Origin of the sequence: Sporosarcina sp. 6E9 (genome assembly GCF_017921835.1) — a bacterium.
In the GTDB taxonomy this organism is placed as follows: Bacteria; Bacillota; Bacilli; order Bacillales_A; family Planococcaceae; genus Sporosarcina.
This window is the reverse complement of the sequence record NZ_JAGEMN010000003.1, coordinates 129,116-153,440: the sequence shown is the minus strand read 5'-3', so window position 1 is coordinate 153,440 and position 24,325 is coordinate 129,116. Positions and strand designations below refer to the sequence as shown.

Annotated in this window: 28 protein-coding genes; 23 read left to right on the top strand and 5 right to left on the bottom strand. The window is 35.0% G+C overall.

Annotated elements, in window-relative coordinates:
* Positions 1-10 precede the first annotated feature (10 nt).
* Positions 11-1,207, top strand: a complete 1,197-nt coding sequence (locus tag J4G36_RS13810; RefSeq protein WP_210471098.1) for a class I SAM-dependent rRNA methyltransferase — start codon at positions 11-13, stop codon at positions 1,205-1,207.
* Between the two features lie 133 nt (positions 1,208-1,340).
* Here J4G36_RS13810 and J4G36_RS13805 read toward each other — a convergent pair whose 3' ends face one another.
* The 4 genes from J4G36_RS13805 to J4G36_RS13790 are packed head-to-tail and all read right to left on the bottom strand — an operon-like array spanning position 1,341 to position 3,735.
* Complete coding sequence (locus tag J4G36_RS13805; RefSeq protein ID WP_210470981.1) at positions 1,341-1,751, bottom strand: DUF3021 domain-containing protein; 411 nt, start codon at positions 1,749-1,751, stop codon at positions 1,341-1,343.
* The gene (locus J4G36_RS13800; RefSeq protein WP_210470980.1) at positions 1,748-2,206 is read right to left on the bottom strand and encodes a LytTR family DNA-binding domain-containing protein; all 459 of its coding nucleotides are present in this window, start codon (positions 2,204-2,206) and stop codon (positions 1,748-1,750) included. Before J4G36_RS13800 ends, J4G36_RS13805 begins: the two co-directional genes overlap by 4 nt.
* Before the next feature lie 50 nt (positions 2,207-2,256).
* The gene (locus J4G36_RS13795; protein WP_210470979.1) at positions 2,257-3,003 is read right to left on the bottom strand and encodes an ABC transporter permease; all 747 of its coding nucleotides are present in this window, start codon (positions 3,001-3,003) and stop codon (positions 2,257-2,259) included.
* A 12-nt stretch (positions 3,004-3,015) separates the two neighbouring features.
* Positions 3,016-3,735: an ABC transporter ATP-binding protein gene (locus J4G36_RS13790; protein WP_210470978.1), complete on the bottom strand. Its 720-nt coding sequence runs from the start codon at positions 3,733-3,735 to the stop codon at positions 3,016-3,018.
* Between the two features lie 164 nt (positions 3,736-3,899).
* On the opposite strand from J4G36_RS13790, the gene J4G36_RS13785 reads away from it, so the two are divergent.
* The 3 genes from J4G36_RS13785 (at position 3,900) to J4G36_RS18865 (ending at position 6,421) form a co-directional block, all read left to right on the top strand.
* Positions 3,900-4,721 (top strand): VanW family protein, encoded by an 822-nt coding sequence (locus J4G36_RS13785; protein WP_210471097.1) that lies wholly within the window; start codon positions 3,900-3,902, stop codon positions 4,719-4,721.
* A 67-nt stretch (positions 4,722-4,788) separates the two neighbouring features.
* Positions 4,789-5,352 carry a GNAT family N-acetyltransferase gene (locus J4G36_RS13780; RefSeq protein WP_210470977.1) on the top strand — a complete coding sequence of 188 codons (564 nt, stop codon included), beginning with the start codon at positions 4,789-4,791 and terminating at the stop codon, positions 5,350-5,352.
* 64 nt (positions 5,353-5,416) lie between these two features.
* Positions 5,417-6,421, top strand: a complete 1,005-nt coding sequence (locus tag J4G36_RS18865) for a GrpB family protein (RefSeq protein WP_368668782.1) — start codon at positions 5,417-5,419, stop codon at positions 6,419-6,421.
* Between the two features lie 50 nt (positions 6,422-6,471).
* Here the strand turns inward: J4G36_RS18865 and J4G36_RS13765 are convergent, their stop codons facing one another.
* Positions 6,472-6,726, bottom strand: coding sequence for a GlsB/YeaQ/YmgE family stress response membrane protein (locus tag J4G36_RS13765; protein WP_210470976.1), 255 nt, complete (start codon positions 6,724-6,726; stop codon positions 6,472-6,474).
* A 228-nt stretch (positions 6,727-6,954) separates the two neighbouring features.
* On the opposite strand from J4G36_RS13765, the gene J4G36_RS18860 reads away from it, so the two are divergent.
* The 19 genes from J4G36_RS18860 (at position 6,955) to J4G36_RS13675 (ending at position 24,322) form a co-directional block, all read left to right on the top strand.
* On the top strand, positions 6,955-7,098 hold the full coding sequence (locus J4G36_RS18860) for a hypothetical protein (RefSeq protein ID WP_368668781.1): 144 nt from the start codon (positions 6,955-6,957) through the stop codon (positions 7,096-7,098).
* Complete coding sequence (locus J4G36_RS13760; RefSeq protein WP_368668780.1) at positions 7,079-7,495, top strand: isochorismatase family protein; 417 nt, start codon at positions 7,079-7,081, stop codon at positions 7,493-7,495. The genes J4G36_RS18860 and J4G36_RS13760 overlap by 20 nt, the downstream gene beginning before the upstream one ends.
* A 122-nt stretch (positions 7,496-7,617) precedes the next feature.
* Positions 7,618-8,013 (top strand): hypothetical protein, encoded by a 396-nt coding sequence (locus J4G36_RS13755; RefSeq protein WP_210470975.1) that lies wholly within the window; start codon positions 7,618-7,620, stop codon positions 8,011-8,013.
* Positions 8,014-8,234: 221 nt separating this feature from the next.
* The gene (locus J4G36_RS13750) at positions 8,235-8,843 is read left to right on the top strand and encodes a hypothetical protein (RefSeq protein WP_210470974.1); all 609 of its coding nucleotides are present in this window, start codon (positions 8,235-8,237) and stop codon (positions 8,841-8,843) included.
* A gap of 157 nt (positions 8,844-9,000) precedes the next feature.
* Positions 9,001-10,683, top strand: coding sequence for a DUF2207 domain-containing protein (locus J4G36_RS13745; RefSeq protein WP_210470973.1), 1,683 nt, complete (start codon positions 9,001-9,003; stop codon positions 10,681-10,683).
* 33 nt (positions 10,684-10,716) lie between these two features.
* On the top strand, positions 10,717-11,055 hold the full coding sequence (locus tag J4G36_RS13740) for a DUF4181 domain-containing protein (RefSeq protein ID WP_210470972.1): 339 nt from the start codon (positions 10,717-10,719) through the stop codon (positions 11,053-11,055).
* 1,503 nt (positions 11,056-12,558) lie between these two features.
* Positions 12,559-13,479: a 3-oxoacyl-[acyl-carrier-protein] synthase III C-terminal domain-containing protein gene (locus J4G36_RS13735; protein ID WP_210470971.1), complete on the top strand. Its 921-nt coding sequence runs from the start codon at positions 12,559-12,561 to the stop codon at positions 13,477-13,479.
* Between the two features lie 11 nt (positions 13,480-13,490).
* Positions 13,491-14,876 (top strand): ATP-grasp domain-containing protein, encoded by a 1,386-nt coding sequence (locus J4G36_RS13730; RefSeq protein WP_210470970.1) that lies wholly within the window; start codon positions 13,491-13,493, stop codon positions 14,874-14,876.
* A complete protein-coding gene (locus J4G36_RS13725; protein WP_246880617.1) occupies positions 14,869-16,155 on the top strand; it encodes a type III PLP-dependent enzyme in 1,287 nt (428 codons plus the stop codon). Before J4G36_RS13730 ends, J4G36_RS13725 begins: the two co-directional genes overlap by 8 nt.
* Before the next feature lie 20 nt (positions 16,156-16,175).
* Positions 16,176-16,436 (top strand): acyl carrier protein, encoded by a 261-nt coding sequence (locus J4G36_RS13720; protein WP_210470968.1) that lies wholly within the window; start codon positions 16,176-16,178, stop codon positions 16,434-16,436.
* Positions 16,433-17,212 (top strand): hypothetical protein, encoded by a 780-nt coding sequence (locus J4G36_RS13715; RefSeq protein ID WP_210470967.1) that lies wholly within the window; start codon positions 16,433-16,435, stop codon positions 17,210-17,212. Before J4G36_RS13720 ends, J4G36_RS13715 begins: the two co-directional genes overlap by 4 nt.
* Before the next feature lie 13 nt (positions 17,213-17,225).
* A complete protein-coding gene (locus J4G36_RS13710; RefSeq protein ID WP_210470966.1) occupies positions 17,226-18,161 on the top strand; it encodes a 3-oxoacyl-[acyl-carrier-protein] synthase III C-terminal domain-containing protein in 936 nt (311 codons plus the stop codon).
* 11 nt (positions 18,162-18,172) lie between these two features.
* Positions 18,173-18,820: a hypothetical protein gene (locus tag J4G36_RS13705; RefSeq protein WP_210470965.1), complete on the top strand. Its 648-nt coding sequence runs from the start codon at positions 18,173-18,175 to the stop codon at positions 18,818-18,820.
* The gene (locus J4G36_RS13700) at positions 18,817-19,962 is read left to right on the top strand and encodes an acyl-CoA dehydrogenase family protein (RefSeq protein WP_210470964.1); all 1,146 of its coding nucleotides are present in this window, start codon (positions 18,817-18,819) and stop codon (positions 19,960-19,962) included. Before J4G36_RS13705 ends, J4G36_RS13700 begins: the two co-directional genes overlap by 4 nt.
* Positions 19,955-20,836 carry a hypothetical protein gene (locus J4G36_RS13695; protein WP_210470963.1) on the top strand — a complete coding sequence of 294 codons (882 nt, stop codon included), beginning with the start codon at positions 19,955-19,957 and terminating at the stop codon, positions 20,834-20,836. The genes J4G36_RS13700 and J4G36_RS13695 overlap by 8 nt, the downstream gene beginning before the upstream one ends.
* 22 nt (positions 20,837-20,858) lie before the next feature.
* Complete coding sequence (locus J4G36_RS13690; protein WP_210470962.1) at positions 20,859-22,697, top strand: MATE family efflux transporter; 1,839 nt, start codon at positions 20,859-20,861, stop codon at positions 22,695-22,697.
* Between the two features lie 100 nt (positions 22,698-22,797).
* Positions 22,798-23,268 carry a GNAT family N-acetyltransferase gene (locus J4G36_RS13685; protein WP_210470961.1) on the top strand — a complete coding sequence of 157 codons (471 nt, stop codon included), beginning with the start codon at positions 22,798-22,800 and terminating at the stop codon, positions 23,266-23,268.
* Positions 23,250-23,756 carry a hypothetical protein gene (locus J4G36_RS13680; RefSeq protein ID WP_210470960.1) on the top strand — a complete coding sequence of 169 codons (507 nt, stop codon included), beginning with the start codon at positions 23,250-23,252 and terminating at the stop codon, positions 23,754-23,756. Before J4G36_RS13685 ends, J4G36_RS13680 begins: the two co-directional genes overlap by 19 nt.
* Positions 23,741-24,322: a GNAT family N-acetyltransferase gene (locus J4G36_RS13675; RefSeq protein WP_210470959.1), complete on the top strand. Its 582-nt coding sequence runs from the start codon at positions 23,741-23,743 to the stop codon at positions 24,320-24,322. The genes J4G36_RS13680 and J4G36_RS13675 overlap by 16 nt, the downstream gene beginning before the upstream one ends.
* Positions 24,323-24,325: the final 3 nt, after the last annotated feature.

Here is a 24,325-nt window from a genome sequence, read left to right as displayed (position 1 = left end):
GGATGAAAACATGACAAAGACAATTGATTTACAACTAAATGCAAAAAGTATTGCAGATATAAAAAAAGGCTACCCATTAATTTTAAAAGAGGCAGCCCTAAACCCGGAAGTACTAAAAGCAGAAGGAAGCATAATCCGTTTGGTAGATCGCAACTGGCGATTTGTTGCAAAGGGTTATTATGGCGAGCAAAACAAAGGAATTGGCTGGGTTCTTTCAAGAAATGAAGACGAGCCAATTGACTTTGATTTTTTTGAAGGAAAGATTAGAAAAGCGCTTGAACGTCGCGAATCTTATTTCGACGATCCGATAACAACAGCTTTTCGCGTATTTAATGGTGAGGGCGACGGAATTGGTGGATTGACCATTGATTATTTCGATGGATTTTTCATGGTAAGTTGGTATAGTGCTGGAATTTACTCACTCAAACATCATGTGTACGGTGTCCTTGAAAAAATCGTTGACTACAAAGGGATTTATGAAAAGAAACGCTTCGATACAAAAGGCCAATACATCGAACAAGATGATTTTGTACGCGGTGAACAAGGTGATTTTCCGATTATCGTAAAAGAAAACGGCATGAACTTTGCCATCGACTTGAATGATGGTGCAATGACTGGTATTTTCCTTGATCAAAGAGACGTTCGCCAATCGATTCGTGAAAATTATTCCGAAGGGAAAAATGTGCTAAACACATTTTCTTACACAGGTGCATTTTCGGTCGCAGCCCTTCATGGTGGTGCTCAAAAGACAACCAATATTGATTTGGCAAGCCGCAGTGAGGCAAAAACAATCGAACAGTTAAGCGTTAACGGATTTGACTATGAGCAACAAGAAATCCGAGTAATGGATGTGTTCGATTATTTCCGTTATGCGAAACGTCACGAATTGAAATTTGATCTTGTCATTCTGGATCCACCTAGCTTTGCACGTTCCAAAAAGTATACGTTCAGTACTGCAAGGGATTATCCAGCTTTACTAATGGATGCGATTGCGATTACGGAGAAAAATGGGGTTATCGTAGCTTCAACGAACAACGCATCATTCGGCATGAAGCGATTCAAAACGTTTATTGAAAAAGCATTTACTGATGCAGGGTCAAAGTATAAGATTCTCGAGGAATCCTCATTACCAAGAGACTTCCGTACAAATCGGGACTTCCCGGAATTCAACTATTTAAAAGTGGTTATTCTACAAAAAACGAAGTAAATAATATGTCGCACTGGGATTCATCTCCTGGTGCGATTTTTTCATACGAAGATACAGGGTGTGGGATACAGCGCACTTCACCCATTCGCAACGAAAACCCGCACGGTTATATTACTGGTGCAGATTTTGCGATTCAAAGACCATTAAGTTCCGCATTCAATTTCTGTGCTTGTTTTCTGAAATAAAGATAGAAGGCAGTCCAGAAAATGAAATAGATGAAGATAAACATTGCAAACATCACTAAAAAACTTTTCAACGTAAATGGAATCCAGCCAATCCCAAACGCTAGAATGAAGTACGATACAACAACGGTCGCGAAGTGAAGCGCAGTTTGTTGGGAAAGTCGTAATCTAGTATTCTCAAAATAAAGTGGACTCACTGTGAAAAACCACCCGCAAAATATAGAACCTAGTGAGTTCTTCATGAACACCTGGCCGTCTAGCATATCTTGGTTACCAAAATAGACCACTGAATTCGTCACGATCACCGCAAGAAATGCGCCGAAGAAAATCCCGATTATGCTTCTAAATAAAAAGGTTTTCACGCGTTATTCCTCCTGTTCATTTTCAGTGCTTCTTTAATGGCATTGACGTAGGTTCGCGACACATATTCTTTCGCACCTGACTTAAAATACACGCATAGTGTACCGTTAAACGACGCTTCAAATCGGCTCAATTCATGAAGATTGGCAATAACCGATTTCGATAATCGTATGAATTTAGTTGGTGGAAGAATTTGTTCAAGTTCATACAGTTTTTCTCGTATTTTAAAAGATCCATCAGCTGTAACAGCGACAACGGCGTCCTTTTCGGTGTGAAAGTAATGGATCTCATCGGGCTTCATAATATGCTGCATCTCGCCATCTTTTCCGACTAGGAACTCTGTTTCTCTACCTTTTATGAAATCGAGAATCTCCTGTACTGAATCATCCAGTTCAGGCGTTTCAATCGTTACTTTAGTTTCTTTATAGTCACTATCAATCATCAAAGATACTTTCAACTCAGACACCTCTCTTGTTAATAGTGTATCTGTTTAAAAGATGATTGTCTTTAAGAAATTCGTCTCTTCTTTGAAAATCGGATGAAAGTCAGTGAAATAATGACCAGACCAGTAATATAGCCAATGGAAATAAGCGTACTGTTATTGAATGTTTGCTGTCCATTCCAAATCGCGATAAATAAATTATTCATGTGGTAGAGCGGATTAATTTCAGCAATTACTTGAACAAATTTTGGCATCATGCTGATCGGCATTGTAAATCCCCCGGTAAAGATAACAATTTGAAAAATGATGATAGAAAAAACAAGTGCTGCGTTCATACTTTTGAATAAAGAATAGATAGCTGAAGAAATAATCAGTAACACTGCGTTCAGCAGGATGAAGAAACCATAGGCGCTTAAAAACCGAACGGGTTCATATGATAATTCGTAAACGAGCACCCCGATGATGAAAATTAGTAAAAAACCGATACTTGTAATGATGATAGATCTCAAAATACCTGAGAGTATAAGCATGTTTTGAGGAACTGGAGAAAGACTGATACGCTTTTCGACGCCGGTTGTACGATTCATCACTTGATCGAATCCGAATGCGAAAAAGATGACACCGAATGTGATCAGTAAGATAAATGACGGTGTATACGTTTCTGCATAACTAAGGTTTCCAGCATATGTTTGATCGCCATATAATTGTCCCAAGAAGATATAAGTTGCAGGTGGTACGATAATTGTGAAAATCAAGTAAAATAATTCCCTTGAAAACATCAGTAAGTCATATTTTAATTGGGTCGCCAACATTCAAATTCCCCCTTATATCGTTACTTTCGTGAGATAAAATTCATGGATTGATTTATAACCTAGACCTAAAATACCTTCCGTCGAATCAAATACTTCATTGACCCCATTATTGATAAGCATCACTTTATCGCAATACAATTCGATTTCATCCATATTATGCGTTGTCAAAATGACTGTCCCACCAGTTCTTTTGTTGTAATCGTTGATGTACGACCAGAGGATATTACGCATATGTGGATCCAATCCGGTTGTCGGTTCATCCAAAATTAGCAATTTCGGTTGTGATAAAAATGCGATGGCCAAACTGACGATTTGTTTCCAACCACCCGACAACTTATCGAAATATTTTTTTCGATGCGGTCCCAATTTGAAATCATTGATGATTTTTTCAATATCGATTGCTGATTTGTAATAGGCTTTGAATAATTTGAGTAACTCACCAACTTTTAATGTTTTGTAAAACTGTGTAGGTTGCAATACGACGGAAATTTGTTTGCGAATATGTTCAAGTTGATTTGTCGAAAGTGATTTTATGTCTTTACTTAATACGATAACGTTCCCCTTGTCGTAGTTTCTAATTGTCATAAGAATTTCGAGAAATGTAGATTTTCCCGCACCGTTTTTTCCAATCACCCCGATAACCTCTCCTGCGCGCGCTTGAAAATCCAGCCCTTTCAGTACATTATTTGTCCCGTATGATTTCCGCAGGTTGCTAACTGTAACGATTGTCATAGTAACGCCTCCAGTTTCTTTGTAACCAAAGTATATGTGTTATCCAGCCAGCCGTCGTTGCTATTTCAGTGAGTGGCATGTTTACGAAGACAACGCGCAGTAATTAGCAGGTGAAATGCATATCGTTATCGAATTACTATGAAAATGAAAAGTTAGGGGGCGCTCTGATTTTGATTTCATTACAACCTAAAAAAAGAAGCAAGTTTAGAATTTATTTTGGAAAGAAGGCTTATCGATTGAAGCGTTATTCGGAGTGGTATACGGATGGTAGAAAGTATGCAAAAAAGTTGTCTGATGAAAAGCTTAGCCATGTGATTATCCAACATCGAACGCCATTACTTCGCAAGTTGAAAGAAGTCGATATGGAGTTGCAACACAATAAGATTACGAATTTGAAAATTGCAACGAAGCGATTAAATGGACTTGTCATGCAACCAGGTGAAACATTCTCTTATTGGCGTTTAATCGGAAACCCGACGAAACGTAAAGGGTATGTCGAAGGAATGGTGTTGCATTACGGGAAAGTCACAATGGGAATTGGCGGTGGCCTTTGTCAGCTATCGAATTTGATCTATTGGATAACGCTTCACACACCTCTTACAGTGACGGAAAGGTATCGTCACAGCTATGACGTGTTTCCAGATTCAAATCGAAAGCAGCCATTCGGAAGCGGCGCTACGTGCGCATACAATTATCTTGACTTGCAAATAAAGAACGAAACAAATGAGCAATACCAGCTCGTTATCTATTTAACAGACCATGATTTGGTTGGGGAATGGCGTGCGACGGTGCCGTCAACGAGGACGTATAAAGTACATGAAAAAGATCATCGATTCTCGTTGGAGTCATGGGGTGGTTACGTAAGGCACAATGCGATTTATAGAGAAGTATACAATATGAGCGGCGAGCAAATCGATGATGAGTTTATTACGGAAAACCATGCGATTATGATGTATGAGCCGTTTTTGACATATGAAGGCACATGAATGATGGAGGAATTCCTGTGATCATAATCATTAATGGCACATTCGTGAGGATGTTGGGCTAAATTTAATGGAAAATTTTATTATCAAAGAAGAAGATATACGAGTTCGTGAATTAGTAAAAAATGATAAAACCAAACTAGCAAAATGGCTTTCAAATCCTGAAGTTTTACAGTATTACGAAGGTCGCGATAACCCTTTTGACGTAGAAAAAGTCGAGCGGGAGTTTTTTGGTGATGAAGACGATGTGACTCGTTGTCTAATTGAATATAAAGAAACGCCCATTGGTTATGTTCAGTTTTATGAAATTGACGTTGAAGAGAGAGGGCTTTATGGTTATCCGGCTTCAAATGATGTCATTTATGGGATGGATCAGTTTATCGGTGAATCTCTGTATTGGAATAAAGGAATAGGCACAAAGCTGATCAGTTCTGTTGTGGAGTATTTAATTCACAAAAAAGGGGCTGATAGGCTAGTAATGGACCCGCAAACGCAGAATGATCGTGCCATACGATGTTACGAAACATGTGGTTTTGAAAAGGTTAAATTGCTTCCGAAAAGAGAGCTGCATGAAGGTGCGTATCGTGATTGTTGGTTGATGGAATATAGCAGGAAAACAGATGAAGATTTGTGAGAAATCGAGGCTCTTCCATAATCAGCGGTGGAACTATATAAATTACTAGAAAGCGAGGAAGTTGATGAGGAAAACAGTTATTCATCCTTGGACGGCTGAATGGGAAAAGTTTTATCTTGCGGAAGAAGAAATTCTGAAAGAGGTACTTGCAGATGAACTAATAGATATTTTTCATATCGGAAGCACATCAATCCCGCCGGTCGGCTATGCGAAACCGATAATTGATATATTAATTGTTGTAAAAAATATTGGAGCTGTGGATTTATATAACGACTTGATGAAGTCAATCGGTTACGAATCCAAAGGCGAATTTGGAATTCCAGACAGAAGGTATTTTCCAAAGGGGAAAGCCAATAGAACGCATCATGTACATATATTTCAAACCGGAGACGAAGCCATACAAGTCCACTTGGATTTCAAAGAATATTTACTGGTACATCCAATAGAAGCCAAAAAATATGGCGACTTGAAAAGAGAACTCGCAAAATGGTTTCCTCATAACACGCATCAATACCAGGATGGGAAAGAACAATTTGTAAAAAAACTTGTAGAAAAAGCGATTGAATGGCGTTCAAACAGAATTACAACAACTCACGTAGATTGGGGCGGCCACAAGTTAAAGCTGACATGGAAACCAGGCTTGCTGCCCAAAACAGCGCTCATCACTAGCGTTCATGGCTTCTGTTTTCAACATGAAAAGTTAATGATGGTCGATTTGAATGACCGAGGATGGGATTTTCCAGGCGGCCATATTGAAGATGGTGAAACGGCTGAGGATTGTTTTAAACGTGAGGCAATGGAAGAAGGATATGTCGAAGGCGAGTGCTTACTCCTAGGGGCGATTGAAATCAATCACAATGAAAATCCATTGTGGAATGAACAAAGTCCTTACCCGAAAATAGGCTATCAAGTTTTTTTCCGGATGGACATCACGCACTTACATCCTTTTGATGCGGCATTCGAATCGAGTAGAAGAACCTTCATTCAACCTAGGGAAGCATCAAAGTATCATAAAGGCTGGCATGCGGTTGTTGAGGAAATCTTACAGGTTGCAAAGAGATCCTACTGAATAAAAAAAGAACACTAAACAGCTAGTGTTCTTTCTTGGCTACCTTGTAATCACCATCTCTTACGCGTTGATTTCATAACAAAACCTAAGATAATTACAAAGATAAGTGCCCCGATGATTGCGGGGATGAGGTAAAAATCGGCGAGTTTAGGACCCCAATTACCGAGTAATCTGCCTCCAATCCATGCGCCGACGATACCAGCAATAACGTTACCTACGACTCCGCCCGGCATGTCTTTTTCCAGAACTAAGCTCGCAAACCAACCGATGATACCGCCAATGATTAAATACAATAGTAAGCCCATGCGATACCTCTCCTTTCATAATTGAAAAGTTATAAAGTCGAGAAGATCTTCAATCTTTGAATTTAGCAGCTTTATAAATTAATACGTTTTACGATACTTGAATAGACCCATTCATAACAACTAGTAGAAGAATTTAAAACAATTACTGTAGGAAACGGCATTCATCATATCGATATTTCTTCATATTTAAAAGGCTATTAATCTTTGATCAAAAAAGGAGATGGAATTATGCAAGCGTTATTAGTCATTGATGTACAAAACGGAATCGTAAATTTTGGAGATTTTCAAGAAGAATTATCTTTAATTAAAAATGTCATTCAAGATTTCAATAGTGATGAAAAGCCTAATATTTGTGAGACATTTCGACGATGAAGAGGCAAGTCCTCTTTATAAAGGCTCTGCTGGATCTGAATTACATAGTTCTATTAAGGAATATGCAGATCTTGTAATTGAGAAACAAACGCCGAGTCCTTTTTTAAACACGAATTTAGCTACAGTATTGGAGAAGCTTGGTGTCAAACATCTTTTCATAACAGGCTTCAACACAGAGTTTTGTTGTATGTTTACAGCCATTGCAGCATTTGACAGGGGATATAAAGTAACGTTTCTGGAAAATGCAACGGGAACAGTAAATACAGACGAGACCTATGAAATGAAAGGTTTGGACATTAGAGACTTTGTCGGTACCGTTTTGCATTGGTCAGATGCCGTGGAAGTGTTAGATTATGAGGAATATGTAGATGAGTATAAGACAAATAAGACTGTTTAAGGCACACGTTAAAAGATAAGTTACCTTTCTCCGAATGTCACAAATCTGTCGAGTGACATTCGGACATTTTAGCAGTAATCTAAAAGTAGTAGCTTGTGAAATTTTATTGGGAGGGGATTGCTGTGAAACGGATATTCATCCTAGTACTAGTAGTCGGCACGATGATGGGGTGTGCCAATACATATAGTGAAAAAGAAGGCTACAGAATGTCTTTGATTAACTACAGTTTTCCAATCCCGAAAAATGCAAGCGAATTGAAACCTGAAGCATGCACGGACGAAATTACGAAGTCTGCGAAATACAAACTGAAAAATATTGGCGGAGAAAATCATGACGGTCCGCAAGCGCATTATCTGAATGAAATTCATGAATGGGGATGGACCCCCATTGATGAAGAAAGCAGCGAATTAGTCCGCTTTTTTAGTAAAGAGGATAAAACGGTTTGTGTTATTTTTAGTCAGCATGTCATCGATGTTTTTGAAATTAATAAGGGTGCTACATCTAACGAGAATCCATAATTGGATTCTTTTTTGTTGCTTGATAATCCAGATACTCCAACTGACCGTGCCCATAAATCCGGATTCCCTTAATGTAAAAGGGAAATTATGTTAAAGTAATTATGTGGTATCTGAAGATTATAAACAATCATCTCAGAATAATGCAATAGGCAGGTGGGCTATATGTAGATATTCTCAATGCTTTAATTGATTTTACAATACTGAAAGGGATGGATTGCTGAATGAAAAAGTTAATAAAAATTCTATATATGAATGTTGTCTTAGTAATACTGGTTGGCGTGTTAGTAGGATGTGTTGACAATACAAAGGAAGTGTCTGCAACTGATTCCTCTAAGAACACCCCAGTATCAGAATCAAAAGGAGAAGATGCAAAGAAGGATAACTCTGTTAATGATGATTCGGACAGTACTTTATCTGAAAATATTGGCGGTGAGCAAGATAATGAAATGCTATCCAAGTATTCTAGTGAAGAAATCGAATACGCTAGAGTTTGGCTGCAAATCGGCGCAAACCAAGATATAGATGGATTATATGTTCAACATATTCCAGCAGATACACCACTTAATCCCGATGATGAAACCAGTGCTAACTATCCAGAAGATGTTATCCAATTAGCGGGTTCTCGCTTAATAGATGGATCAGTAACTTATAGTGGTAATGGAGACGGCACGATTAATGTATACAATGTCCCTTTACGTTGGGATGGAAAATATCCTGCGGGTGAAGGGTTCTATATAGATATTATTGAAGATACAAAGACCGTGTACGTGGATCCGGGTGACGATGAAAAAATAATCGCGTTAATCAAATTGCTAAATGATAATCAATAGAGTTATTACATTAATGAATGCTCAGAGAAATTCTGGGCGTTTTTTTAATGAAGTAATATGAGTGCAAGCAAACGACCAATAAGCGCAAGAAATGATTCATATAATTTGAATCCTTTCCAATGCTGTTTCGTAAAGTATTGTAGGAGAGGTGATGACGATGAGTTGGAAAAAAGTTGTTCCAGCATGTTTACTCATAGTTTTACTACTTATACCGACCGCGGCATTTGCGGTTGATTTTAACATATCGAATGTGGTGATTGAGGTACATCTAAAAGAGAACGGTGATGCAGACGTCGTTGAAAAACATACATATGTCTTCGATAGTAAATTTAACGGAGTCACGCGTGAAATCATTGCAAAGCAAGGCACAGCGATTACTGAATTCGTGGCTTATGAAAATAACAAACGGCTTAAAGTTGAACATGAAAAAGGAACTTATAAAATTTTCAGGTCCGGGAAAAAAGAAACCATTGAAGTTGAAATGCGCTATGGAATTGTAAATGCAATGGAGAAATACGAAGACGGTGCACAATTTTATTGGCCGTTTTTCGATAAAAGAAATGAAACTGATTACGGCAATATGACAATCATGGTACATCCCCCAGCTGCGGCGCATGATGTGCTATACCTTGGATATGATTCGGCATATGAAAAGGGACATCTTCGGTCGAATGGGATTGTAGAATTTCGTTTAGGCAATGTATCAGCCGGTGAAAACGGCGATATTCGCGTTGTCTATGAAACAGAATTGTTTCCATCGATTGTTGAACAAAATGGTGCAATTCGTGATGAAGTGAAAGCAGAAAAAAGTATTTTGGCGGAAGAACTTAAACAATTTGTAGCCAGTCAAGAGAAAACAAATAAATTTGGGTTGTTCGGGGTGCCAATTGGTGGAATTTTTCTGTTTATCCTATTCGGGTCAATGTATAAGAAAAGACGCGATTACAAATTATTAGTTCTTGACGACTTGAAAAATAGAAAATCTTTAGTTCCAAAAGAAAAACTTAGCATGCCAGCGACAATTTATTATGCAAACAGCGGTACATTAACACCAGGCGCTACAGCCGCAGCATTACTCGATTTAGTACGACAGGGATTTGTTAAGCAACTTTCCGACACGCAATTTGAGCTGATTCACCGCGATGTGCAACATGCCCATGAAGCTGCGTTAATTGAATTGTTGTTTGATGAAGTGGGCGATGGCCAAAGTTTTGATGTCGCTGATTTGGAAACATACACAAAAAATAAAAAGAATCATTCGATATATAGCAAGTTATTATCAGCTTGGCGAACGGGTGTTATAGGGGAAGTTAAACAACATACATTTATTGAAAAGACACCAGGGGTTCGCTGGTTATTGGTTGGCTTAAGCGCTATTTTTGTAGTCGGGGCAATTCTATTTGGTCGTTATGAATTGTTTTTTCTCATGGCGATTGCAGCCTTTTTCGCCTTTATTTCGTTGCTCATGGCGATTTTTTATAGATTGCGTAATTTGGAGGGCCATCTTTTGTTCGAAGAGTGGAAACAGTTCCGTCAAGCATTTGACAAGCTAGACTTGGATGAATGGAACTTACTCGAAACGGATGACAAATTCCGCGCTTATGCATTCTCCGTTGGAACGGGTGACAAAAGAGTTATGAAGCAATTTAACGAATTCAGGGCTGCTGAACAAAGGACCGCGTATTCAAACGAAAGCTTCCATTACTATGATTCTGTATTCATGTCCAATTCATTTGCAAGTGCGAACAAAAATGCAAATGTCGATGCCGGTGGTTCATCAACTTCTTCATCAAGTGGTGGGGGAACCGGTGGCGGCGGAGGTGGATCCGGAGCATTCTAGCGTTGAATTGTAGGAATATAAGGGGGCGTAATTATGATAGAAATAATTATTGTAGGAATCGTGTTTATCGTTATTGGTTTCATTACGGAATCCTTTTTGAAAAGAAAATATGAAATTGATCGAAAGGGTAACCCCCTAAGCAAACCAATTAAGCGCCTACAATTTATCTTATTGACGATTTGTTTCATTAGTTATCTAGTGATCGCTTTTTCCTTTACTATCACAAATGGTGATTTCAATTTATTGTTTGTGCTCATTCCATTTTTTATTGTCATTTCGTTCATCCGTGGATTCATGCAGTGGAAATATAATAGAAATGCGAAAGTATGGATTCTTGAAACCTACAGTGCAATTTTGGTTTTCCCCATTTGAATGTTATCTTTTTGCCTTCGTACAGAATGACCGCAAAGGACAGTTCAAACAGTCTTCGCACGCACTCGAATACTTTCATCATTCGTGTAAATTGATATCGCTCCGTACGTTTTGAAAAATGACTGAAGAGTAGTTTTTTATTATTTGGGCAAGTAAAGCTGTCCATACTATCATCATACGGCAAGTTGGCCGTATTAAATGGATCCGCTTGTGCTTCTATTTCATTACCTATCGAAACTGATTATATGTAATAGTGGGATTTATGATGTTTTTCTATGACATCATCATAATTATGCTCGCTTCCGTATCCTGCATCAACAACGAAAACTTAGGTGATTTTAACAACGCATCTTAAATCCTCAATTGTATTTTAAAATGGAATGAAAGTTCGTCAGTACTTTCTCGAACGATTTCTTTTTCGAAAAATTTTTATACCTGATTATTTCAAATATCAAAAAGAACGGTACCTGGCATTATTTTGCCGAGTACCGTTCTTTTTTTGTGATACTGTGTTTTTTCCAAGCGTCGTTTTGACGATGAGTCAGAAATAGATTGTCCGATATTATTACCTATAATTTTACTACTTATACCGACCGCTACATTGGTTGTTGATCTTAAGCTATCGGATGTTGTAATCGAAGCTTATCTTCCAGAAATGTTTAGAGAGTATATATATAATAACAGCCCTTACTACCGTCATTTTTTGTGAAGTAGTTAGGTTTTTTCCCTTTAAAGTGTAAAGTTTTAATAATCAATTATCAGAGACCCATCGACCTTTCCTGACTACTAGTCTTGTTAATATTCGTCAAAACTGCCAGCGTCCGCATAACGTCCTATCAATCAATGAAGTTGAATTTTGAAATGAGTATGTCGAAAAGTATTTCGTGTCGGTGTGATTATTGAGTTAAATTAAAATTAAGTTTTGAAAGATGTTGATAGATATGAATGGACAAAAAGTAATGGAAAAAGGGAGATGTTCGTTTATCCAGAAAACGTGGGGGAAGGTATGGTATATTTCTTGGAATCACGTTACAAGGGCTAATATGTTACATGTTTCCCGCTACAGTAATTGGATTTATTAGACCTGACTTACCTTCTCATGGGTCTCTGCTCATGCTAATTAAGTTGATGCGTATTTTAATAGTACTCATTATGATTTTGTCGTATCTCTCTATTAGACCGAAAAAACTAATGCATGACAAGCCATTGAATTATAGGATAATAGGAGGAGGTAATCATTTTTAACTTAAACTAAACTCCTAATTACAGTTGTCTAATATTGTCGAAATATTATGGAATATTGCCCATTACAATAATTGTAATAGTCGGATAGAATGTAGTTGTGATGATAAATCATCCAATAGTTGGAAACGGAGGTGAGTGATTATGAAAAAAGCGAAAGTAGTAGCAGCAAAAGTTGTTGCGTAATCAGTGCGCACTAGTTTCTAAAATGTCAAGGCTCTTGTTAAGGGCCTTGACAAATAATTTAAGTGGTGATATGAGATGACCGGAATATCTTTAATAGAATCATATTTACCTTCAAAACAAGAGAGTATAAGTGATTTAAGTGAGAATTTAGGACTTACTACTTTCCAGACTAAGCTATTAACTAGAATTCATGGTTTAGAGAAAATTAGATATGATCCAGAAGAAACATTATTTAATTTATTAAAAGAACCTATTATTAAAATTTTACCTAAGGTAGACTCATCAAAAATAAAATATATTCTTTACGCACATACCATACAAAACGTAACTCCACACACGATTAATATAGTTGAGCAGATTAAAGAGGAGTTTAATTTAAAACATGCTATTTCCTTCTCTGTAACTCAGCATAATTGTGCATCTGCATTAACCGCAATTGAAATTGCAAGTCACCTTCTTAAAAAAGGAGGAGATAATGTTTTATTAATAACTGGTGAGAAAGCCTTTACCCCATCCGCCCAGGTTATACCAAATACAAGTATTATGGGGGAAGGGTCATCTGCTTCCATCTTAACAAGGAATAGCGAAAAAAATAAATTACTGTCAATGGAGCGAACAATTCTTGGAAAGTACTATTCCGGAATTTATCAGGATAGTGAACTATTAAAGGAATTTGAAAAGACCTATGTAAAAACACTTTGTAATACAATATCAAGAGCGCTTAAAACTGCGAAAGTTAGATTGGAAGATTTGAAAATTATAATACCTCATAATGTTAATAAGACATCGTGGTTAAGAGTTGCTGATTATCTCCAAATAAATAAAAACAAAATATATTTAAATAACATATCGGAATTTGGACATTGCTTTAGTTCAGATCCTTTTATTAATTATAGTTCAATCGAACAAGCGGGATTGTTGGAGAAAGATGATTATTTCCTAATGGTAAGTGTTGGGCTAGGTGCAGTTTTCTCGGTTGGAGTATTTCAGTATTAGGAGGGATGAAATTGCTGAAGGTAAATACGTATTTTGATAAAAGCCTCAAGAACTGTTTAGTAAATAGTGAAGAAGCTCGCTTTATTTATTTAAATAATTTTGAGGTAGAAGAGAAATGGACATCAAATGATCATTATAAAATGCCAACAATATCATTAGGTAATTCTGAAAGAGTAGTAAATAGAATGGAGGAATTATGTCTTCACTTGGCATCTGAAAATGATTATTTATTGTTAAAGGATCAAGTTGATGTAGATTATTTTCATTATTTAAAAGAACAAGGATTCAAATTACCAAATATTATTGTAGTTAATTATAAAAATCCATCACTCAATATAACCGAGAGTATTTTAGAATGTGAACTTACTATTACAAAATTAAAAGGACTGAAAGGTGCAAGTACATATCTCATGCCTTTTGGTACATCAGATTTAGAAGAAAAACTATCGGAAACTGTTGGTATTCCGCTTTCAACACCATCAAGTGATATTTACAAACAGGTTAATAGCAAAATTTACGGTAGAAACGTTAATGAGACTACAAAGATACAACAAATTCCTGGATTCAATTGTAATTCAATCCAGGATTTAGAAGATGGTTTTAACAACTTCGAAAAAGATATTTTGAATGGAGAAAAAATAGTTATAAAAGATGCACTTGGTGTCTCGGGAAAAGGTATAACAATCATAGGATCGCATCAAAAGTTTGCGCAATATCTTAAATTACTTCAAAGGTCCTTAAAACGTAACCCCTCAAAATCTATAAATATGGTAATGGAAAAGTGGATAGATAAACAGACAGAGGTAAATTATCAATTTATCGTAAGCACTAAAGGCGAGGTATTGTTTAACTTTGTCAAAGAATCTATTGTGAAAGATAGTGTTCACCAAGGCCATATAACTCCCTCGAATTTAACAAATGAACAGATAGAAATATTACGTGACGCTGCAAACAAGATAGGAAGAGAGCTTCATAAAAGTGGGTATTTTGGGATTGTAGGAGTTGATGCAATCGTGTGTGTGAACGGGGTTGTCTATCCAAACATGGAAATAAACGCTCGCTTTAATATGTCTACTTATCAGTCTGTGATTCAAGAGCGATACTTGGATGACAAAGTTGCTCTGGCAAAAAAAGTTGATTTGAAGTTAAACTCGTGGAAGAATTTTAAAAAAATAGAGTCGTATTTGGGAGATATACTTTTTGAAAGTAAAAGAGGGACAGGTCTGTTAATTACAAATTTCGCCACACTTAATGCTGCGTATCAAGAAGAGGGCGTACAATATTCCGGCAGGCTTTATTACATGGTAATTGAAAATAATAATGAAGATCTTATAAGTACAGATGAAATATTTAAAGAAAGAATATCCAAAATAGAGGAGTATGTATGCCATGCCTAACTTGGAATACGATAATCTGGAATCGGTATGTGATAAATTTGGTACGCCATTGTATTTATATGATGGGGAAAGTCTTGAACTCAATTTCCTGAATTTAAGAAATAATCTTCATCAATCATTGGAGATATTTTACTCATTAAAAGCCAATCCCAATATTTCAATATTTTCTTTGTTACATTCTCTAGGAGCAAAAGCCGAGGTCTCCTCCTTAGCGGAATTAATCACTGTCCTAAAATGTAAAACAGATCCGAAGGATATTATATTTCTTGGCCCTGGAAAATCAATCGAAGAAATAGAAATGTGCGTGATGCAAGATATCTATTCTATTGTGTGCGAATCTTCGCAGGAACTCGAACTAATAAATGAAATTTCAAAAAAACATAATAAAATTACAAATGTTTCCCTACGTGTAAATCCCTCTTTTTCCGTTAAAGGTGCTCGTTTAACGATGAGTGGGAAGCCGAGTCAATTTGGTATAGATGAAGAATTACTATCACAAGTAATTGAAACCATTATGACAAAGCACACCAATATTCATTTACAAGGATTTCAAACCTACATGGGAACTAGAATTTTGGATGAAGGTATAATAATAGAAAATACCAGGAAGATTTTAAATAATGCAGATCGTTTTTCAGAAATGTATGGGTTAAATTTGGAAATGGTTGATATTGGTGGAGGTCTTGGAGTTCCTTATTTTGAACATGAAGAAAGTCTTGATATCGACAAATTGTGTCAAGGATTGAATGTTTTAATAGATGAATTTAAGTTGAAATATCCCAGTACTAGATTGATTATGGAGCTCGGCCGTTATTTAACTGCTGAATCAGGAATTTATGTAACAAAAGCAAGGTATTTAAAAGAGTCTAGGGGAGAGAAGTATATAGTTGCAGATGGTGGAACGAATCATCATATGGCTGCTGTAGGAATTGGTTCATTTGTAAAACGTAATTTTCCAATCATCTCTTTATCAAATCCAAAAGCTGAAAAAAGTGTTGTTTATAATATTTCAGGCCCACTGTGTACACCGAATGATACGATTGGGAAAAATGTAAAACTACCTGAAGTCAACCCGGGAGATTTGATTGGGATATTAAATTCAGGTGCATATGGCCCAACAGCATCACCTACTTTATTTTTAAGTCATGGGTTCCCAGCGGAGGTTTTATATTATCAAGGTGATTACAATTTGATTAGACATAGAGATGATGTAGATTCGATGTTAAATAAGCAAAGGTTACTTTTATTTAAAAAACACAATATAGAACAAATAAAATAAGAATATAGGGGGATGCAATCATGAATAAAGAAAAAATGATAGAACTTATTATCTCGGCAATTAAAGAAGTGGTTAATGTTGATCATGCAATTCAAAAGGATACAAAATTATTTGATGATCTTAGTTTGGATTCTACCTCTATCATTGAACTATTAATGGTTCTTGAGGATGTAGTACCAAATTTAATTATTGATCCGGAAGAATTGAAGGCAGATCACTTTAAGACTGTAGAAACTCTTTCTGAGTATGCTTTGTCAAGTCTTGGAGAAGAAGTGCAGTGAGTAAAGGCATTTTCATAGAACAAATATTTTTAAAGGAATTTAATGAAACAAAAGAATATATAAGAAATGAACAGTCTCTTATATTCCAAAAAGACTTATTGGGAATGTTTGACTTGGAATTAAATGAACATTCCCTTAAGGCTGGTAATCAAAACAAATATATAGACATGTGTGAAGTGCTATTGGAAGAATTAACGGCAGATAGTTTAACAGATATCGATGTATTTATTCTCGCATACGATACGCCAGACTTACATCCGCATCAATCCGTTGTAAGCTATCTAACAGATAAATACAATATAAATGGACTTTGCTTTGCGTTTTCCGATTATGGAATGAATGTTGGTATCGGCGTCATAAAAGTCGCTTTGGAGCTCTTGAAATCAACTATTTCCATGAAGAAGGCCTTGATTATTATATTAGACCAAAATACACTTCCGGTAAAAACAGAAACGAGTTTTACGGATGTGGGGGTATTACTTTTACTTAGTAAAAATAATACTAATCTTGAATTCCAAGAGCACCGATTTTTATATTATGACGTAAAGCCTAATTTATCAGATGTGAAAAGCATTATAGGGGAAAAAAATAATCATTTGGAGTTTATCCACAACTTAAATGACAAATACAACAAAAAATATAGGAATTCGCAGACATTATATGATTTTGTGACAAGGTACATGCAAGATAAAGTTTCGGCTGGGACAACAATTTGTTTGACTCAATATGATTCAAATTTAAAAAAGGTAGATTTGTTGACTGTGAAAACAAGCTAGGAGACGTGCAATTATGAATATTGGGATTAGGGCACTGGAAACATTCATACCTAAAAATCGACAATCTGTTGAGGATGTATTGAGGGAAAATGAATGTACTGAAATGGAGATAAAGTTATTCAAAAGAATCCACAAGCTAAATCAGGTACCAATCGTGAATGAAGGTCAACGACTAGAAGAAACATTAAGTATCCCTTTAAAGAAGCTCTTTAAATCATCTAAGAAAAACAAAATTGAACTTGTTCTATATACACATACCATTATTCCACAGGTTCCTTATAATTATGAGTTAATTTACAGGGTATTGAAACAATTTGAATTGGAAAAAGTGACCTACTATGGTATTTCTCATTTTAATTGCGCATCCTTTTTTACTGGATTGGAGATGGCAAATGATTTCTTGCAAAAGTCCCCCGATGATTGTGAAGTATTAATCATTAGTGGTGATCAAACTAATTTTATGACAGAAAGCCGTTATTTACAAAAGTCTTCGATCATAGGAGATTCATCAGCTGCTATGATTCTAGGGAAAAATGTTGAATCAAGACAAATTCTATCTATAAATACATTAATAGATGCAAAGTTCCATGCTGGTATATATGCAAATAAGAAAGAAGTAAATGAGTTTAATCAGGTATATATAGAACGTATTAGTAAATTAATTGATGGTACTTTGGAAAAATGTAATCTTTCCTTGAAGGATATCGATTGGATAATACCACACAATGTAAACATTACAACTTGGAGAAAAATCGCGAAGGAAAAACAATTTGATTTCAATAAAATAATGACGCATTTAATAGAAAAAATTGGTCATACGTACTGTACGGATGCACAACTCAATTTAGAATACGCAGAAAGTGAAGGTCTACTTAAGAAAGGGGATTTATGTTTGTTGATTGGCGTGGGTTTGGGTGCCTTCTTTGGTGCAAGCTTAATAAAAATATAAGGGGCGATACCATGGTGAAGACTAAAGAATTGGATTATGACTATAAAGATGTTGTTGATATTGCTAGAAGTGGTAGTTTGGATCTGGCAATAGAGCATATTAATCAATTTGATAAAAATACTTTTGCATTTGATGTCGTTAATAACTATTGTATAACTACTGAAAGAATTATTAATTCTATTGACAAAGAGACTGGAAGAATTGGGGATTCTTTATGGAGTGAAATAGAAGATTTATCAATGTCACCTAACGTTAAAGTATTAAAGTTCTCGGAGGCACCTATTAAATCTACCTTGCGTTATGATAAATGGAAATGGTTATATGTACGAATGGGAATCTCTTTAAACATTTTTGATCAAACTGTTAATTATTTGAGAAATAGAAAAATAGGTGACCAGGAACAAATAAAATTAGATCTAATAAAAGCAGATATAGCACAATTTTTGACACAGTATACTTCCATAGAAGTTAGCGTAATGTGTAGGAATGAATATTTGTTGACGAATTTAAATAATTTACATACCAACCTAACGTATTCAGATGAATACTTAGTAAAATTGTGTGGAGCACATGGATATACTGTTGGAGGAATTATACAATCTTATTATAACTCACGAATTATACAATCTATTTATGGATCTGGGGAGGAAATAATATGAAGTCTATTCAGTCCGATTATGAAAATATACTACATGAGATGGCATCGGAATTCAGAGAAGTTGCCTTAGATCTCGAAAGATTTCCAAATAAAATTAGTGAATATTTAAATCTCGAGGGGGTCAAAGGTCTCTCGCGGTTAATGGTTCCTGAAAAGTATAATGACTCTCCATTAACAATTAATAAACAAAAGATATACGGAGTTAACCTATTAGAAAGAGTTATTGCGTTAGAAATCTTGGCCTATGGCGATGTTGGTGTACTATTAGCTTCACCTGGTCCGTCATTATCTGGACAAGTCATTATGGATTTGGGTAATGATGAACAACAAGAAAGGTACTATAGTACAATTCTCAAGGACGATAGATGGACATTTTTTGCAATGTCTGAACCAACAAAAGGGTCAGATGCCTCCAATATTAAAACTAACCTTTCGAAGAAGGGGGATTATTACGTTTTAAATGGTGAGAAAAAGTATATTGGAAATGGAACACGTGGAAAGATCGGAGTTGTTTTTGTAAAAAGTTCAGATGGGCCATTGGGTATTAGCAGTATTCTAATGAAATCCAATAAAAAGGGTTTTAACGCTTTACCATTGGAAACATTGGGACTAAAAGCAGCTGGGTTATCTCATCTGCACTTTAACGAAGTTGTTATTGAGCCTAAAGATCTTTTAGGATCACACTTAAGTCCAACGAGGCGAGGACTTTGGGGAGCCATTCAAACATTCAATCGAATGCGCCCAGGTGTTGCGGCACTTGGATTAGGTATTGCCCAAGCTACCCTTGATTATATTTTAGATAATAGAAGTAATTACACTTTAGATGAAAACAAAGTTATAGAACAGTATAAGGATGACATTAAGATGGTAAGAGCACTTATACGTACTGCAGCAGTTCAATTGGAAAAGGATCCTTCAAATGGATATATGGCTTCTATGGCTAAAATTAAGGCAATTGAACTTGTTGAAGGAATTACGGAGTATGCACTTTATCTATTTGCTCCGCACGCTTTGTTAACACATCCGTTTTTAAATAAATGGTTTCGGGACGCTCGCGGACTAGAATTTATGGAGGGTACTTCAAACATTCAAAAGTTAAATGTTTTTCAAAGTTATTATAATGGAAAAATATCATATGTCTAAATTGATTACTCCGTCTTCCATGTATATTGAATCCATTTACCAATTTTCCTTAACTAATCCATCCTTTGAAAATAAGCAAGACATAAGATTAAACAAATATCTCAGACCTTTATTTAAGGTTGAAAACTATTACAATGGTCCAGTATCAGAAGCATCCTATGAAAACAAACTTTCAACTCTTGCTTTAAAGAGTAGGGATTTTACATTTGATATTCCAATGGATAAGAAAAATAAAATCTATGACTGTTTAGTTTACGCTCAAAGCACTCCTAATTATCGTTCATTAAATTCACCTCTTGCTTATATTTTAAATCATACAAGTATAAATACAAAAAAGGTTTTAGGGATAACACACCTTGATAATGCAGCTGGAATAGAGGCATTGATATTGGGTAGTCATTACATAAAATCAAACGCATTAATAATAATGACTGAGAATGTAATATCAAGTATTTTACCAGCTCATGGTATGAATTTGGGACATGCCACGGTAGGTCTTGAATTAAGTAACAAAAAAGGTATTAAGGTCGAAAGCATGATCAGCTTCACAACAGATTCTGATTTTTATGAGGACACTAACAGCTTTATAAAGGAATTAACTGAGGCGTACTTTTCATTTGCTTCACATAACAAAGCAGTTGATAAAATAATAATCCAGAATAGTTTGTCCGGGTATTTGTTTGCTAATGAACGATTCGAAGTGAATGATTTTTATATTCGTGAAGAAAATAACACGGTTGACTTTCAATCATCAGATATATGGTTATCATTACAAGAGTTTTTAATTAAAAATGAGTCGAAAAATGCTTGTATCAATATGATAACTACGAACTTTCGACATAAAGTATGTATGTGCAGTATACGCATTTTATAGAAAGACAGAGAGGACGATTACAATGAAACACCCCTTAGACTTTATTAATGATGATATATCAAAGCTAATCTATAAGACTAGTATCCCTATAATAATAGCTTCTGTCGTTACAATGATTGTGCAATTAGCAAATATCACTTTTATGGGTAATATTGGTCCGGAAGCTATTTATTTACGATCCTTGTATACACCTTTTGCTTTTTTATCTATTGCAATAATTGAAGGGTTTCAAATAAGTAATCAGGTAAACGTTGCACGACTAAAGGGTGCCGGTGACATAGATGGGATAAAGCATGGATTAATCAACATTGGAATTATTAGTTTGGTAATATCCCTAGGGTTAAGCTTATTGATATATATACTATCTCCATTTATCTCTGCTTTTTATAATATACCTGCGCATTTGTCTATAGATTTTAATACTTTTCTATTAGCAATGTTTGTAACAAATGCGCTTGTTCTTATTTCTATGATTTTCATTTCTAGCTTACGTGGCTTTGGGCATGTTTATTCTGCTACTGTTTTAAGTCTTTTGTATGCGATTTTTAATATAACGTTAGTCTATGTTTTTTCTTTCCATTTTAATCAAGGTATCTTTTCCATTGTTTTTGCAAACCTAATTATCTCTATACTTTTTATTGGTATAACATCAATAATTCTTGTTAAAAAAGGAATTCTAACGCTTAGGAGAAAATACTTTCGTCTGTTAAAGAGTACGTTTATTATTTTACGCAACGTTGGTCTTCCTATTGCACTTTCCTATATCATTATTTTTATAAGCGTCTTCTTTTTCAATAAGATTGTAGAGCCCTTTGGAATAGCAGCCATATCGGGTTTTGGTGTCGCGTATAGTATTCAAACATTTATCATTATACCCGCTATTGCTATCGGAAGTGCAATAGGAATTATTATGAATAGCAATATTGGATCTGGAACAAAATATTTTCCTAGAGTTTTTGAATCATATAAAAAAGGGATTTTCATTACCTTCGCATTTTACTTGGTATTATCACTCATAATTTTTGTTTTTAAGGAAAATTTAGTAGGAATTATGCTTGAAGAAAAAGATTCTATTAACAATGCCTTAAAATATTTGCAAATAGTAGCGCCTTCTTATTTATTTATGGGTGCAGTATTAATGACCATCACCACTCTAGAACAAATTAATAAGGGGCTTCTTGCAGTTGTATTAAATGTTCTATATTTCTTTATCATAACTACCGTGGGTTGGTATTTAACGGTTGCATTTGGAGAATTAAACTACTTTTATTGGACCATTTTCTTTACAAATATATTAGGTATTTCTAGTATTATTTTTACATTTGTAATGATGAAAAAAGAATTTGTGGGTACTTCTATGGTTACTGAAGAAAATCAAAAACAAGGATATACTCTTGAACTCCTACCTTTCAAAAAGCAGTATCTTGCAGACATTTTGAAACTTTATGAGGATCCCGAATTTCGATTTAGAACAGCATTTCCAAATTATTTAGATGAGGACGAAATCGAGGGAATTATCGAAGAGAATACTGTTCTTATCATCTATAACAATAAAGTTATAGGGTTAGTGGAATTCGAAGAAATCGTGGATGCTGCTAGACATTATAAACTTTATTACCGGCTATCAAAAACTATAGAGAAGGAAGTAAATATTACGCTTTTAAATAAAATTATTGACAGCTTTATTAAAAGAACTCAAGTTGTAAAACTAGCATTCCATTGCTATGAAGACGATGGTGAATATCAGGATATTTTCGAGAATACTGGATTTCAAAAAGAAGGTCAACTAGAAACAATGTTTGAGCTGGATAATAAAAAAAATGCACTCTTTTATTATCATAAAGTTATTAATCAGCCGTGAAGAAATATAAGACAAAGTAGTCATGAGCGATTCGTAAAGAATTAATAAATTTGAGTTTATAAAACTTAAGTGATGCAAACACTTGCAAAGGTGGAGATATATGATGTTAGTAGGTTATCGTAAAATTCATGAGCCCATTTTGAAATGGAATTGGGTTCCAGGTGAGATAATATATATTCAGAGTGATACTTCATTATACTATCCTTGGAAAGTAAAATTCACCAATAATGAGCATAGCTCATTATTGGTGGTCCCGGAAAAAGCCTTTGTCCTAATAGAAGGAATTGATTATATAAATAGGCATGCTAAGCTGCAGATGGGAATTATATTCAAAGGAGAAATTGACGCGGAACAACTATTGCATGAGGCATTAGATTATGCTTTTAATAAGTTGAAATTAAATAGAATATACGGCTACCTAATGTTAGATAACAGAGGAGGAAGGGAAATTTTAGTTAGCAAGGGTTTTACTAATGAAGGGTGTATTCCTAAAGAGCTTTATTGGGATAATAAAATAAGAGATAGAGAGATTTGGTCTATTCTGAAAAAAGAGTGGGTAAAAAGCATATGATCACACTTTCAAAAATTAGTCTTAGTCATGATGAAGAAGCAATGAAACAATTATCATCTTTTGATACAACTTACTTTTCCATAAATCCGATTATTGATAATGAATCTCTTATTTTTAAAAAAATTGAGGATGAACAAATCATTATATATTCTATAAATGATAAAGATGTACATGTAGGATTTTTTTTATTACAAATCAGTAATTATAATAAAGCATTGATTTATGTTGACTCTTTATTTTTTCAGCATACTGATACTGCTAGGTGTCAGGAATATGTGGAAAATTGTATTGTAACAATTAAGTCTATATATAATATTGATGGATTTGTGAAGCGAAAAGAGTTGGATGATAGGCGACTCATTTTTTTTGAAATGATTGGATTCGAGAAAGTAGTTACATTACGAAAACATTTATTTGTTAAGGGGCATTATCAAGATCAACCACATTACTATTTGAACGGGGAGAGTTTTCTGTGGAAAAAAAAGTGATTATTACTCATTTGGAAAAAGAAAATGTAGAGGAAAGAATCAATCTTTTGTTAGACTTCCATGTCCAAAAAAATCTGAATCATACCTCTATGTTAGTAAGTAAAGATGAACTTAGAAATATGAGTTTGGAAAGAATAAAGAGCGGTCAAAATATTTTAAGGTTTTATGTGGTTAAATCCCCCAACAAACAAGTAATTGGATACTGCTGGATTTCCAGCATTGATTGGATTGAGCAAAGTTGCGAATTGTCAATTAGTATTTTTCCTGAATTTCGAGTTGGATATGGTTTATTGGCTCTTTTGGAAATGTATGAATACTTATACCAGCACTTAAATATGAAAACAATTGTAAATCAGTCATTGGAAGGGAACAGCCTACTATTAGCTAAAAATAGTAGTATTAAAGAAAACGCTATAAGAAGTGACTTTGACTCTTATACATTCGGAAGATATCGAAGCTCATATTTATGGACGCAAACCATTGATGAATATAAAAAAATCGGGAAACTGAGAAGTGAAAAATTAGCTAAACTTAAATCAAAATTAAAAAGCAAGATGAAAGTATAAGTT